Origin of the sequence: Wolbachia endosymbiont (group B) of Sphaerophoria taeniata, assembly GCF_947179355.1 — a bacterium.
Taxonomy (GTDB): Bacteria; Pseudomonadota; Alphaproteobacteria; order Rickettsiales; family Anaplasmataceae; genus Wolbachia.
In genome coordinates this window covers 198116-211909 of the sequence record NZ_CAMXAW010000001.1, presented here as the reverse complement: position 1 = coordinate 211909, position 13794 = coordinate 198116, and the positions used below count along the sequence as shown (strand labels likewise).

At 36.7% G+C, this 13794-nt stretch carries 13 protein-coding genes and 1 pseudogene; 3 read left to right on the top strand and 11 right to left on the bottom strand.

Annotated features, from left to right (window positions below; genetic code table 11):
• Nucleotides 1–83: 83 nt before the first annotated feature.
• Entirely contained in the window at nt 84–1331 is a 1248-nt protein-coding gene (ltrA, locus tag ONG75_RS01015; RefSeq protein WP_264336129.1) for a group II intron reverse transcriptase/maturase, read from the bottom strand.
• A gap of 43 nt (nt 1332–1374) precedes the next feature.
• Entirely contained in the window at nt 1375–1524 is a 150-nt protein-coding gene (locus ONG75_RS01010; RefSeq protein ID WP_264336130.1) for a hypothetical protein, read from the bottom strand.
• Nucleotides 1525–1959: 435 nt separating this feature from the next.
• Here ONG75_RS01010 and odhB point away from each other — a divergent pair, with 435 nt between their 5' ends.
• Nucleotides 1960–3132 (top strand): 2-oxoglutarate dehydrogenase complex dihydrolipoyllysine-residue succinyltransferase, encoded by a 1173-nt coding sequence (gene odhB, locus ONG75_RS01005; RefSeq protein WP_264375528.1) that lies wholly within the window; start codon nt 1960–1962, stop codon nt 3130–3132.
• Nucleotides 3133–3225: 93 nt separating this feature from the next.
• Here the strand turns inward: odhB and ONG75_RS07860 are convergent.
• From ONG75_RS07860 to ONG75_RS00980, 3 genes and pseudogenes are all read right to left on the bottom strand, one after another.
• Nucleotides 3226–4133: pseudogene (locus ONG75_RS07860) on the bottom strand (IS5 family transposase).
• Nucleotides 4134–4207: 74 nt separating this feature from the next.
• Nucleotides 4208–4936, bottom strand: coding sequence for an ankyrin repeat domain-containing protein (locus tag ONG75_RS00985; protein WP_264375527.1), 729 nt, complete (start codon nt 4934–4936; stop codon nt 4208–4210).
• A gap of 455 nt (nt 4937–5391) precedes the next feature.
• Complete coding sequence (locus tag ONG75_RS00980) at nt 5392–6303, bottom strand: group II intron maturase-specific domain-containing protein (protein WP_264375526.1); 912 nt, start codon at nt 6301–6303, stop codon at nt 5392–5394.
• 446 nt (nt 6304–6749) lie between these two features.
• Here ONG75_RS00980 and ONG75_RS00975 point away from each other — a divergent pair, with 446 nt between their 5' ends.
• Nucleotides 6750–6899, top strand: coding sequence for a hypothetical protein (locus ONG75_RS00975; RefSeq protein WP_264336130.1), 150 nt, complete (start codon nt 6750–6752; stop codon nt 6897–6899).
• 43 nt (nt 6900–6942) lie between these two features.
• The gene (locus tag ONG75_RS00970; RefSeq protein WP_264375525.1) at nt 6943–7341 is read left to right on the top strand and encodes a reverse transcriptase family protein; all 399 of its coding nucleotides are present in this window, start codon (nt 6943–6945) and stop codon (nt 7339–7341) included.
• Here the strand turns inward: ONG75_RS00970 and ONG75_RS00965 are convergent.
• The 6 genes from ONG75_RS00965 to ONG75_RS00940 form a co-directional block, all read right to left on the bottom strand.
• A protein-coding gene (locus ONG75_RS00965) for an IS5 family transposase (protein WP_405197619.1) occupies nt 7328–8117 on the bottom strand; the annotation gives its coding sequence in 2 pieces (ribosomal slippage) (nt 7328–7846 and nt 7848–8117; 789 coding nt in all). The two genes, ONG75_RS00970 and ONG75_RS00965, sit on opposite strands and share 14 nt — an antisense overlap.
• An 8-nt stretch (nt 8118–8125) precedes the next feature.
• Nucleotides 8126–9595, bottom strand: a complete 1470-nt coding sequence (gene ltrA, locus ONG75_RS00960; RefSeq protein ID WP_264375419.1) for a group II intron reverse transcriptase/maturase — start codon at nt 9593–9595, stop codon at nt 8126–8128.
• Nucleotides 9596–10165: 570 nt separating this feature from the next.
• Nucleotides 10166–10711 carry a hypothetical protein gene (locus tag ONG75_RS00955; protein ID WP_264375524.1) on the bottom strand — a complete coding sequence of 182 codons (546 nt, stop codon included), beginning with the start codon at nt 10709–10711 and terminating at the stop codon, nt 10166–10168.
• A gap of 62 nt (nt 10712–10773) precedes the next feature.
• Nucleotides 10774–12528: a reverse transcriptase domain-containing protein gene (locus tag ONG75_RS00950; RefSeq protein WP_214303292.1), complete on the bottom strand. Its 1755-nt coding sequence runs from the start codon at nt 12526–12528 to the stop codon at nt 10774–10776.
• Between the two features lie 255 nt (nt 12529–12783).
• Nucleotides 12784–12915: a hypothetical protein gene (locus tag ONG75_RS00945; protein WP_255521118.1), complete on the bottom strand. Its 132-nt coding sequence runs from the start codon at nt 12913–12915 to the stop codon at nt 12784–12786.
• 35 nt (nt 12916–12950) lie between these two features.
• The gene (locus ONG75_RS00940; protein ID WP_264375523.1) at nt 12951–13706 is read right to left on the bottom strand and encodes a hypothetical protein; all 756 of its coding nucleotides are present in this window, start codon (nt 13704–13706) and stop codon (nt 12951–12953) included.
• Nucleotides 13707–13794 lie beyond the last annotated feature (88 nt).

The window sequence follows — 13794 nt, the reverse complement described above, 5'->3', positions numbered from 1 at the left end:
ATGGAGAGTAGACCGGCGGAGCTTCCCCACCAGTCTCTCGCAGAACTGTACGTAAACCTCTCAATTTATACAGCTCCCGTTATTCAGCCTTTTGATCCCAATCCTAGTGTCCAGTGATAGAAAATATTTGGAGACCTCTTTCTCACTTTTGCTAGAAATTGCTTTGCTAGTCTTCCATGATTTCGAAGTTTCTTATATTTGGCTCTGACCCATCCTACTAGGTGCCACTCTACATTTCTAAGAGATGGATACATCTCTGATTTATAAAACCTGCCATAGTACTGATACCAGCCTCGGACTATAGGATTTATTTTCTTTGATATTTTCTCTAGTGTTGTATATGTTTGCCTACGTATTTTCCATGACCTTATGGTTTGGTTGATCTTCTTCTTGGCTTTGTTGCTAATTGCAGGTAGAAATGAGACAAAATAGTTTCCTATTTTATTGTTCTTTGCCAGTCTAGGTCTGAACGTGTAACCCAGAAAGTCAAAGCTCTGTATTGGAAACACATCTCTCCTATTGTCATCCTTACAGTACACTATTTGTGTCTTTTCAGGATGTAATTTTAGCTTAAACTCAGCCAATCTTTCTTCGATCTTGTCTTTTATGAATTTTGCCTGTTTCTGGGTTTTACAGTGCACCATTGCATCATCTACATATCTCTCAAATGGTATTGTTGGGTAGTTTTGCCTCATCCACATATCAAATGCATGATGCATAAATATGTTAGAAATGATTGGGCTTACAGAACCTCCTTGTGGAACTCCCTTATTCCTAACTACCTTACTGCCATCTGCTAGTTGAATCGGGGCTTTCATCCACCTTTCCACGTACAGTATGACCCACTTGCAATCTGTATGCTTCTTGATAGTTTGCAGTGCTAACACATGATCCAGATTGTCGAAAAATCCAGAAATATCAAGATCTATCGTCCAATCACTTCTCCAACATCTCTTACACGCTGTACTTACCGCATCCAGTGCAGACTTGTTTGGTCTATAACCATACGAATCTTCGTGAAATTCCGGCTCTACTAACGGTTCGAGATACATAGTAGCTGCTGTTTGCCCTATCCTGTCGAATACTGAAGGAACACATAAAGTTCTTTGTCCTCCTGTATCTTTTGGTATCGCAACAGCTTTTACTGGTTCTGGAAAATAACTTCCGGATGACATCCGATTCCACAGTTTGTATAGATTATCTTTTAGATTTTCTTCAAACTTTGTTATCGAGACCTCATCTACACCTGCCGCACCTCTGTTTTTGGATACTTGTTTATAAGCTTTCCAAATCAGTTGCTTTGGTATGTCAAAAGATTTTGTTTTATTCATTAACTCTTCCCTTTCGGTTGATAAATAATTAAAACTAAATAACTCAGCCCCTTCGCTCCATTTCCATTACAAAAACTTCTTCACTACTACGAGCTAATCCGCCCCTGTTTTTCGCATCAGTACTCTCTTCCTTAGAGTTCAGCTCCTTGGACTTCTCCCTTATCATCGAAACGACAGGTTCCCATAGTTCCACACAATAGCCTGAAATAGGTTCATGCCACCTATATGCCGGATGCCACCTACCCAGTAGACAAGTTCCCGATAGGCTTATCCCAAGTTACTTTTTCTCCCCTGGTTTTGACATCATCGCATTACCTTTCGACGTGTAATCAGTGGTTCACTTGCGTTCATCTCTCTATTTCACACATGACGCATAATTACGCCTTTTCCATAACGCTCACTACCTTGGCTCTTTACCAAAGCAGCTTATGGTTGTTTGAAGCCTGCTCTTGTAAACCGGCTCCGAGGGGCCCACCCTCATCTATTGTGCAGCTTTCGCACTTAGTTTGCTCTTTCCTGAACATTCCTTGTGTCTCTACGGCACACAAAAGGCCTAATGAATTTATTAGTTTATTTATGTTTCTTTTCATGTATAAATTTATAGAAAGTTTTATGTAGAAGTTATTTTATGATCAAAATTATAGAAATCAGAGCGCCAAAAACTCTTGGTGGTGAATCAGTTACGGAAGGTATAGTAAAAATAAAGAAAAATATCGGCGAAGCAGTAAAAGTAGATGACTTGATCTTTGAAATTGAAACTGATAAAACGGCGCTAGAACTAACTGCAGAAGCTTCAGGACAAATAACTGAATTTTTTGTGAAAGAAGATGATGTAATTAGCCCTGATCAATTACTGGCAAAACTTGCTGTAGGAGAAGTAAAAGAAGAAGTGAAAAAAGAAGATAAAGGCGAAAGCGCTGATAAAAAAGATGCCCCTTCAGCTCGTAAAATTATGGAAGAAAATGCAATTAGTGCAGAAAATGTAAAAGGAACTGGCATGGGAGGCAGAATAACTAAAGCGGATGTGATAGACCATATGAGTAAAGCTGAACAACCTCCGGTAAAACAATATGAATTGCCAAAAAGTGTAGTAAGTGGAGAGAGAAGAGAAGAGCGAGTGAAAATGAGCAAAATAAGGCAAGTAATAGCTGCTCGTTTGAAAGCATCGCAAAATACTGCTGCAATACTGACCACGTTCAATGAAATTGACATGAAAAACGTCATGGATCTGAGGGCAAAGTATAAAGAAACTTTTGAAAAGAAATATGGAATAAAACTGGGTTTCATGTCGTTTTTTATAAAGGCAGCAGTGCAAGCACTAAAAGAAATTCGTGAGATTAACGCTGAGATTTCAGGTGATGAAATTGTATATAAAAATTACTATGACATAGGTGTTGCTGTTGGCACTGACAAAGGTCTTGTTGTACCAGTTATTCGTGATGCTGATCAAATGTCATTTGCTGAAATTGAACTAACTTTAGTTGCTCTTGGCAAAAAAGCACGAGAAGGTAAGCTGCAAGTATCGGAAATGGAAGGTGCAACATTTACTATCTCAAACGGTGGTGTGTATGGTTCACTTCTTTCTACTCCGATAATAAACCCTCCGCAATCTGGAATACTTGGCATGCACTCAATACAAAATAGACCAGTTGCTGTGAGTAGCTCAATTGAAATCAGACCTATGATGTACATTGCCCTCTCTTACGATCACAGAATAGTTGATGGCAAAGGAGCAGTTACTTTCCTTGTGAAAATCAAAAATTACATAGAAGATCCAAATAGATTGGTTTTGGAAATTTAAGCAGGTTAAAAGCGACAAGTAAGTTTTTCTGAAGTTTTCAAGATGGGTGGCTTTGTTGAATGGCAAGGAATGAGGAGGAGTAATGAAAGGAATTTACGAGGCAAATTTGAAAATAGGCATACCTATATCAGTAAAGTTATTAATCAAATAGCATTTTAAAAGCACCTCTTGAGAGCGATTTACCTCAGATTTATTCTTAAAACTAAATCCAAATGTTTTTTTGAGCCTCAGGAAAAAACTCTCGATACGTGAACGTATTTCATACCTTGTCTTCTTTTTCCAGTGGGTTAAATTGTAAGTTTTCCTTATACTAATGTTGTTGTTTCTTTCTGATAGATAATCTATATTGCTGCAGATTTTTTCTTGGCTTTATGATGGGTTTCAAATTGTATTGATTGCACAACTTATATAAATTATCTGTATCATAAGCTCCATCTGCACGCAGAGACTTAATCTTATAGATATCACCCATTTCCTTTAGTATTTTAGATGCTATCATGTGAAAGAAAATTAGTATATCGAATTGCTATTGCCTTTTTGCTGTTTTCGTCCAAAGCAACATGTAGCTTTCTTATTTGATCTGTACCATTATACTTCCTTATCTTGGCGTTATCTTTGTTATGTTGAGTACTGTTACTATAAATATGGATTACAGTACTATCTATAGCAATTTCAATATTCTCTATGTCATTTTTATCTGTTCTGTGGTCACATAATTTCAAATTAAGTTTGACGAGAAGCTTGTGAATACTTGGAGATTCTTCACTATACTTTGTAAATATCCTTTTATAAATCCAACTGCTTGCCTTAAGCCTATTCTAAATAGATTAACAACTATATGTACTGCAATAACAACCTTATCGCTATAAATCTCCAGGAATTTTTTCTGAACTTTCGTACCAGTTTTCTATAGCTTCATCGATAAAATGAAAGACATTTCCTCTTTTTTCTAAAAATTGATTATACTCTTTATGATTACTGACTTTCATCTTCTGTGGCATATACTCTACAAAATGTTCATTTCTTAATAGAGTAACCACTTTCTTTAGATTTTCTCCCTTTTTTTCTCCCATCTCTACTCGCTATGCAACAAAGCCAGCTCTGCTCTATTATAACTACTACCAATGCTGAATATTGCTTCTTGAAGAACTTTAATTCCAATAAGAGAAAAGGCCTTTATTTTTATGTCTTCTGTTCCACTTTTTCCTATATCCATTATTTTATTAGCAAACTCAGCCCATTTACCTGGCTTTCCTATTTGATTTTCTAGTCTCTCATAGTACTCTGATAAAGAGCGTTCATAAATAAAAACAAAATCTTCAACAAACTTTCTGAGCTTTTCATGCACTTCCTTTTCTTGCGCAGAAAGTCTTTCTGCTTGATTAGAAGATTCTGTTAAATGTTCTTCTAAAGTTTCAATAATCTTTTCCTTATTGGATTGCTTAGCAATATCGAGTGGAGTTTTACCTTGATTATTTTTAATGTTTTGGTCTATACCAGACACATTCAAAAGAAGTTCGACAATGTCTTGATGTTCTTTGCTTACAGCAACATGTAGTGGTGTATTACCACCATCATTGAGATCTATATCATTAATATTTTCTACTTGAGCAAGTAATTCTTTAATTGCATTAGTCTTGTCTAGCTCAGGATTGCCCGTTTTGTGTTCACGTATCATAAGAAACAACTTGGCAATATTAGTATCATCAGGGTTATATTGACGTCTTATTCTATTTTTAAACTGAAAAGATTTTTCTTCCCTATCTGAACTAGTTGCTTGTGGGTTAGTCTTTATATCTTGCATAAAATCCCTCTCTATTTCACATAAAAACCTAAATTTTGTTATATGCTAATCAATACAATTGGCAATGCAAGTAGTTTTTATGTGTCTTTTAATATTTTATCTTCAGGCTATTTTATTTAAGTTTTTGACTAAAGAGTTATATATCTCTTTGGCCTAGCAATACATTCTACTAAAAATTTAGATAAAATAACCATTTCCAGAACTCAAAACCAGCTAGTGAGTTATCTAAGTGGAGAAAGTCACCTCTCCCCACTCGACTTCAAAACCGGACTTCCCATCATCCGGCTTCTCTCTAATTTGGTATACATACTTCCATGTAATTGATCGTGGCAGTGCTTATGAAGCAAGGATAGATTTTTCATGTTATTATTGCAATCTTGATGATGTACATGTGTTAAACCTAAACCAAAGATAACAATAATTACATTTACCTTGCTGTAACTTCAGTAATTTTATTACTCGTGATCTGGTAATTTACTTAAACGATTTCCCCAATATGGCCAATCTCCATCATACGGAGATCTATTTCCATTTACTTTGATATGTCGTTTAATAGCATGATCCCTATGTCTAATAAGATATAACTTGTTATTTACCATATATCTCCAATTGTCGTTACCATACTTTTTAAAGTATTTTCTTTTAACCCAACACCTTCTTTTGTCATGGTGTCTATAGACAGCCCATTTCCAAAGTTTGTTATGCATAGAGTAGTCTAATAAATTAAAGACTTTGCTTGAGACTACCGAGATGTAATATTGGCTCCAACCCCTTATTATTGGATTAAGTTCTTTTATTACAGTTTCTTGTGGCGCTGCTCGCAACTCTTTAAGCTTATGTTTTATAGATAACAAGTGTTGACTTATAGATTTACGACTTGGTTTAATCAATAACTTGTAACCTCTCTTATTTTGACGTGTTTGATAATGCCTTATTGAAAATCCAAGAAAATCAAATCCTGGCTTTTCCCCATTTAGGGATTTCAGTGTATGTGCAATTCTTATTCTTGCTGCTTTTATATTACTTTCTTCTTCAGCTCGGATAGATTTGGTTAATGCATAAATTGCTTTGTGTCCTCCTGTTTTTTCTATGAAATTATACATTTCCTGGGTCTTAGCTTTGTCAAAACAACTATCTTCTCTTAGCACCTTTCGTCTAGGAAATAGATTTCTAATAGGAACTGATAATGCATCTGCTATCACTTTTAGCCTTTCAATTGGAATGCCACATGTTCCTTGCTCATATCTTAGCAGCGTATGATAGTTTATGTTTGCTTTGCCTGCTAAATCTTTCAGAGCATATTTTCTTTTTAACCTCCAGCTCCTTACTTTTTGTGCTATTTGGTACCTTATCGAGATATTTGCCATAAATATTATATAGGTTAATACTACCAATATACAAAATGTTTGCATTTTAGTTGAATATTTCTTCACAATTGTGTATAATTACTAGTGCTTTTTGTGTGCCGTAGAGACACAAGGAATGTTCAGGAAAGAGCAAACTAAGTGCGAAAGCTGCACAATAGATGAGGGTGGGCCCCTCGGAGCCGGTTTACAAGAGCAGGCTTCAAACAACCATAAGCTGCTTTGGTAAAGAGCCAAGGTAGTGAGCGTTATGGAAAAGGCGTAATTATGCGTCATGTGTGAAATAGAGAGATGAACGCAAGTGAACCACTGATTACACGTCGAAAGGTAATGCGATGATGTCAAAACCAGGGGAGAAAAAGTAACTTGGGATAAGCCTATCGGGAACTTGTCTACTGGGTAGGTGGCATCCGGCATATAGGTGGCATGAACCTATTTCAGGCTATTGTGTGGAACTATGGGAACCTGTCGTTTCGATGATAAGGGAGAAGTCCAAGGAGCTGAACTCTAAGGAAGAGAGTACTGATGCGAAAAACAGGGGCGGATTAGCTCGTAGTAGTGAAGAAGTTTTTGTAATGGAAATGGAGCGAAGGGGCTGAGTTATTTAGTTTTAATTATTTATCAACCGAAAGGGAAGAGTTAATGAATAAAACAAAATCTTTTGACATACCAAAGCAACTGATTTGGAAAGCTTATAAACAAGTATCCAAAAACAGAGGTGCGGCAGGTGTAGATGAGGTCTCGATAACAAAGTTTGAAGAAAATCTAAAAGATAATCTATACAAACTGTGGAATCGGATGTCATCCGGAAGTTATTTTCCAGAACCAGTAAAAGCTGTTGCGATACCAAAAGATACAGGAGGACAAAGAACTTTATGTGTTCCTTCAGTATTCGACAGGATAGGGCAAACAGCAGCTACTATGTATCTCGAACCGTTAGTAGAGCCGGAATTTCACGAAGATTCGTATGGTTATAGACCAAACAAGTCTGCACTGGATGCGGTAAGTACAGCGTGTAAGAGCCTGTTCATAATCTTTTGAGGAGTAAAGCAGTAAAGGCTAGAACAACCATTTGCAGGCTAGTATTGAGTTTCCGCTCGCAATTTTTCCACAATCGCCTACATTTTTCCAACCAAGCAAAAGATCTCTCAACAACCCATCTTTTCGGCAATACAGCAAAGATGTGTAATTCGCTGCGCTTTATCACTTCAACAGTTGCTCCAATAATATCTTTTATTTGAGTTGCAAATTTTTCTCCCGTATAACCCGCATCAACTAGTATATTTTGGACTTCAGAGAGGTTTTCTCTTGCATTTTTGATCATTTTTACAGCACTGCTACGGTCAGTTATTTCTGCTGTTGTGATATAAATTGCGTGTGGTAGACCTTGAGTATCAACTGCAATATGGCGTTTTATTCCTGAAATCTTTTTACCAGCATCATAGCCTTTTTCTTCAGCAGTATCTGCATTTTTTACGCTTTGTGCATCAATTATGCAGAAGCTGGTTTTTTCTTTCCGACCATTGTTTTGTCGAACTACGCCAACTATTTTTTTTTAATACCAGCTCCAGAACACTTTCTTTATTTGCATCTGCTTTTTCACTCCACTTCTTAAAATAGTCGTAACAATTCCGCCATTTTGGAAACTCTTTTGGTAACATTCTCCACTGGCATCCACTTTTTAGGACGTATAATACTCCACAAAATACATCATATAAATCAAGTGTTCTCGGCTTTGTTCTCTTCCTGCAAGACTCCAGTAGGGTCGAGAACTGGCGCGCCTCTTTAGGGCTTGGTGGCTGATCCATTATTTTCATGTTGGGCCTCAATCCAAAATTCCCATGTTTACGTTTCCAGCTCCCGCCTCGTCAAACGCAGCATGCAGTTTTCCCGCACTACGCTTTCCTAGCAGATTCTTACCAAAGTTTATAACATCTTGTACTGGGGCTGCTTTCGGAACGTAATATCTTAATCTATAGTCTTTATATAGACCTAGTGTTTCGTATATCCATTCGCTACTCCACCTCTCCCAGCCAAATCCTTTTGCTTTTCTAGCTTTCATTAATTTGCGTCTTACTTTCTTCTCTACCCATAGTTTCACGTAGTTAAAGTTTCGACCTGAGTTTCCTATCCTAAAGTAGTTTGTCCACCCTCTCAGTATTGGATTAATGATATTTATCACTTTCCATATTGGTTGCGATTTGTGGTCGCGAAATACCTCCTTCAATTTTTGAAGTAAGTTTGTCCGCGCTTTCATCTGTGGTGTTGTTTGTACCCTCCACTTTCCTTGTTTTGTGATCTTCTCTCGAAAATCAAATCCTAGAAAGCTGAATGTCTCTCTTTCCTTTAGGTTAATTACTTTTGTCTTTTCTTTATTTACTTCTACCTTTAGTTTTGCTAATTCTTCTTGTACTCTTCTATACACTAATTTTTCTAGCCATTCCCATCTCTGGTGCCCATCTATCAGTATCACTAAATCGTCTGCCCATCTGGCGTATTCTATATGTCGATATTTTCCCTCTTTTGTCACCTCTTTTGCCTTCTCTAGCATTTTATCTACCTCATTTAGGTATATATTGCTTATTAGTGGTGAAAGTGGTGATCCTTGCGCTATTCCTCGTTTCCCTCCTACTTTGAGGATTAGCTTGATCAAGTGCATGATTTCTTTATCATTTACTCTTTTGGAAATCTTTTCCATAAGAATATGGTGTCGCACATTGTCGAAGTAGGATTTCAGATCTATGTCAATAACTTTTGTATTGCCTTTGATTGCTGCTTTCGATACTTTATCAATTGCTTCATGCGCTTTTCTCCTAGGTCTATATCCATATGATCCGTCCTGAAAGTCAGATTCAAATATTGGTTCAAGTATTAGCTTCAGTGCTGTTTGCACTATTCTGTCCCGGATGCAGGGTATGTTCAACGTTCTGAGTTTTCCCCCAACTTTTGGTATTTCCTTCCTCCGGTTCCTATTTGGGCTATAGGTTTTGGTTATTAGTTCGTGTCTTATTTGTTGAAGATACTTTTCTAAGCCTTCTGCCTCTATCGATTCAAATGTCACCCCGTCTATTCCTGGTGCCCCTTTGCTCTTCTTTGTCAGCTTATATGCTTCTTCTAGTGTCTCCATCTTGCAGACGTGAACATAGATTCCCCAGAATCGCCATTCCGGTTCTGTTTTCGCTTTGGTATATATCTTTCTTCTCAGGTCTTGTAATTTTATTGGCATTTTTATCATTTTTACCTTTACCTTCCTTTTTGTTAAAAGATTTCTACTAGTAGGGTGCCTTTGCTCCATGAGAGTTACCTCACTTCTTTACTACTACGCACCCATCCGCCACCCTCTCATCTTCGGTTCTTTTCCTGTTTTCCAGTTATAGAACCTACCACTCCAAGGTATTTCTCCTTGGGATGAGGAGGGCTTCTCCAGTTGCTTTGTATGTCCTCATTACCATGCTATCACTACCACCCCGCTGAAGTAGAACAATTGTATCAGTCGTTTTTCAACTGCCTATTCTGCTTTCGCCCATTGACCGCTGGCTCAGCCTTCAGTTCTTATCGTTTTCGAGGCCACCTATATGTTTGCTTTCGCTACGGCCTGGTAATTCGCCATTATCCTATGATAACGTTGTCGGTAGGCTTCAACATTTTGCTTTCCCTCCACATTGCTACCCTAGCTACAGGACTTCGACTTTTATCCTGGTGGGTCTACCTCCCACTGAACATACTTGCCTTCTCTGGACACACGATCTGCTACAATAATCTCAAACTTTTCTCGACTTATATCACTTGGATATAAATTTCGCATATCCTACTTTATATACTTTATCCTCTCATTCTATCCCTTTTTTGAGATCACGTACAGGTTCTAAAGCTTTCGAGAGGTTTCTTTACTACCTCCACACACCCTATCAACCCATGATAATGCTTCATTATTACTAATCGCCTTTATTTCTTCTTTTACCTTTTCTTCACTCCACTTACCACTCCTAGGAAAACTTCCTTTTTCTACCGCTTCTGTGACCGTCATTCCTCCAAAAAAACACTCTTTTCCTATATTTTCCCCTCTCTTTTGTAGTTCAGACCACATTTCTTTATCTGCTACTCTGACCTCTACTTGACTGTCATTTTCCGCATTATGGTATACTACAATTTTTAGGCTACCAATACTTGTAGGAAATGTTATCTCAAAAGCACTATTGTCAGACACATCAACGTAATTCCTCTCACCTTCTTTTTCACTTCTAACCTCAACCTTACTATTTCCCATTTCTATAACATCACCTCCTAATTTTACCTCTCCTGTGGTTAATCCTAAATTTTTTGTACCTTCCAATACTCTTGCAATATTTACCTTACTATTTTCAGAAAATTTCATAAAGTTATCTAAGTGGGAAAAGTCGCCTCTCCCCACTCGACTTCAGAACCGTACGTGAGACTTTCGCCTCATACGGCTCCTCTATAATTTGGTGCTTGTCATGCACACTTTCTATGTAATTCATCGTGACAATGTCCATGTAACAAGGATAAATTCTTTTTCATATTATTACGTCTGTTTCGGTCAATATGATGTGTTTCTAAGATATCATCATTTTTAAACCAAAGTTGACAATGACCACATTTACCTTGTTGTAACTTCAACAATTTTATTACTCTTGGTAGTTTATCTGGTATCTTCCTTAAACGATTACCCCAATAAACCCAATCGCCATCATATGGAGACTTGGTTCCTTTCACTTTGACATGCCTTTTAATAGCATGATCTCCGTGCTTAATAAGAAGAACTTTGTTATTTGTCATAAATCGCCAATTATCGTTTTTATACTTTTTAAAGTATTTATTTTTAATCCAGTATTTTCCTTTGGTTGGGTGCCTGTAGACTGCCCACTTCCAGATGTTTCTAAACATTACACTGTCAATAAACCTAAAGGTCTTGTTTGACACAACCGAAGAATAATATTTGCTCCACCCTCTAGTAATTGGGTTAAGCTGTCTTATTACTGTTTCTTGTGTTGATCCTCTTAATCCTCTAATCTTATGTTTTATAGTGAGTGTATGCTGTTTTCTGGATTCACGACTTGGTTTGACTAATAATTTATAACCCCTCTTATTATTTTTCGTAGAGTAATGCCTTATTGAGAAACCAAGAAAATTAAATCCTGGCTTTTCTCCATTTTGAGTATGAGAAATCTTTGTTTTTGAAGGTTTCAATTCTAGTCCAATGGTTTTGAGCCATTCTTCAACTATCATTTTTGCCTTCAGAATGATTTCCTTACTCTCATGTATGATGATAAAGTCATCTGCGTAGAAAATTACACTTAATGAGCTTTTTGCTTCTCTACTGCTTGCAACACCACATTTCATCTTCCTATATTGAAGAAGTTCACTCCATAACGTTTCTTTGATATATTGTTCTAATCCATTTAATGCAACACAAGCAAGTAACGGTGAGATCGTCCCTCCTTGAATTGTACCACGTTTTGTGGATTCAAATTTTCTGTTTTCCATTACTCCAGCTCTTAACCATCCTTTTATAATTCTTCTAAAGGTTGGTGTAGTGTTAAGTTTTTCCAACAGAGCATTTTGATTAATATTATCAAAACATCCAGAAATATCAGCATCTAAACAGTACGCTGTTTTCCAATTCAGTGAATTAAATATGGCTTCAATAGCATCATGACATGACCTACCAGGTCTAAAACCATACATGTTCGGTTCAAATCCTACCTCCCACTCTGGCTCTAGTGCCATTTTCATAAGTGTTTCTTTTGCCCTATCTGAGATAGTAAGTATACCAAGAGGGCGATATTCTATTGGTTTTCCAGGTTTTGGAATCCAAACACGTTTTGATGGTTTCGCTTTTTCTCTAACATTTAAAGAATATGCTAATTGCAATCTTTCTTTATGATTAAGATTTGCTTTTCCATCAATACCTGCAGTTTTCTTCCCTCTGTTATCTTGAGTTACTTTTCTGACAGCAAGTAGTTTTGCACTTATTGAATTGAGTAATAATCTTTGAAGTTTATGTACCTTCTTCTTATCATTACATATTGCAGCTTGGTAAATTCGCTTTTGTAGCTTAAATACAAATTTCTCAACTTTACGCCAAGGAATTGTATTCCATTCATACCTAACAAATTGTTGGTCTATAACATATTTACTACTATTCACCACTTTACCTTCCAAATTATAGTGTCCACGTCTGCATATCCCAAATATTACTTTGGGCATTAGCTTCTTGGACAATCCCTCCAATGTAAGTGCTTATGGCTGGCTGCCTACTTACATTCAAATGAATATAAGAGCACCTATATGGTTATCCCGTTTCACGATTTTGTTTCGTGTTAGACTTAGGTTCTTACTTTTTACCGGAAGCTGAGAACATCTATAATCAAAGACATCTAACTTTAATTCCTCGTATGCTTCATACCATTTTGGTCTATGCGTAAAACAACCTTAATTTCGCATATTCAATATAACGACAATTCAATCATAAGTTTCTCTCGTAACCATATCTAACTCTGTTTGCAGGAGTTTGCTATAAGGTTTAGCATTACCTGCTTTTATCTCATGCTTGCATCCTAAAGGTTGCCATTCTTTAAAATGTGAGACATACATTATCCCTGATGTCTAGGGAAGATGGAATCTAACCATCACAAAATCGCAACTTCGGGTCGCACAAACATCCTATTATCTATTTCCACGTCTTCTATGATTCCTTCATTTTCAATAGCACTTTCACCGATTTCTCTCAGTTCTTTAAGCCACTCATCTATCTGTGGACGAATCTCTTGATACAGTTTGTTATGCATTTCACTTATTCCCTTATCCTGCAATAGATCGTAACTGAATATTGCTCCATTTAGCATCAATTCACATATTATGTCTTCCTTCTCATTTTCTTTGCATTTGATCAAAGGCATTTTCGATATTACTGTATCAGCAAAACTCTTCTGCCCTTCGCTATACGCATTTATCCTGATTCCAGCACTTAGTGCTTGGTCTATAGTCTTGTTCAGTTCTTCTACGCTTTTTGCCTTTACCACTCTACTTTTAAACCACCTCAATTCTGCATTTTCACTTGCACTTGGCTCTATCTTGCTTAAAGATGGAATAAACGGATTTTGACGATTTGAAGATTTTTTGTTATAAACCTCACGTCCTTCTCCAAGATTGATTGATTTTTCAGAAACATCGCTAGGGGAAGACACACCTTCAGGCTTCTCAAACCTGCTTTTATCATCAAATATTTTCGGATCAGTCTCGTCTACAAGTATAAGCTGCTGATTTTTTTTGCTAGTACGCCTAATAGCACTATATAGTCCTTTTGGTAATTTTTTAGAATCAATGATTAACTCATAAGTATTTCCATCCATATCATCAAATGATACTGCTTTTTTAGTAGTCATATAACCTCTCATATTAAGCATATTATTCAAGTCTATAGAGCAATTTATTGCTTTATAATTAACTTAATACGCAAATTATAAAAAGATC

Coding starts and splice junctions, on each gene's coding strand:
- ltrA (WP_264336129.1), bottom strand. CDS start 1,331: ATGAATAAAACAAAATCTTTTGACATACCAAAGCAACTGATTTGGAAA.
- odhB (WP_264375528.1), top strand. CDS start 1,960: ATGATCAAAATTATAGAAATCAGAGCGCCAAAAACTCTTGGTGGTGAA.
- ONG75_RS00985 (WP_264375527.1), bottom strand. CDS start 4,936: ATGCAAGATATAAAGACTAACCCACAAGCAACTAGTTCAGATAGGGAA.
- ONG75_RS00980 (WP_264375526.1), bottom strand. CDS start 6,303: ATGGCAAATATCTCGATAAGGTACCAAATAGCACAAAAAGTAAGGAGC.
- ONG75_RS00970 (WP_264375525.1), top strand. CDS start 6,943: ATGAATAAAACAAAATCTTTTGACATACCAAAGCAACTGATTTGGAAA.
- ltrA (WP_264375419.1), bottom strand. CDS start 9,595: ATGGAGCAAAGGCACCCTACTAGTAGAAATCTTTTAACAAAAAGGAAG.
- ONG75_RS00950 (WP_214303292.1), bottom strand. CDS start 12,528: ATGCCCAAAGTAATATTTGGGATATGCAGACGTGGACACTATAATTTG.
- ONG75_RS00945 (WP_255521118.1), bottom strand. CDS start 12,915: ATGTATGTCTCACATTTTAAAGAATGGCAACCTTTAGGATGCAAGCAT.
- ONG75_RS00940 (WP_264375523.1), bottom strand. CDS start 13,706: ATGACTACTAAAAAAGCAGTATCATTTGATGATATGGATGGAAATACT.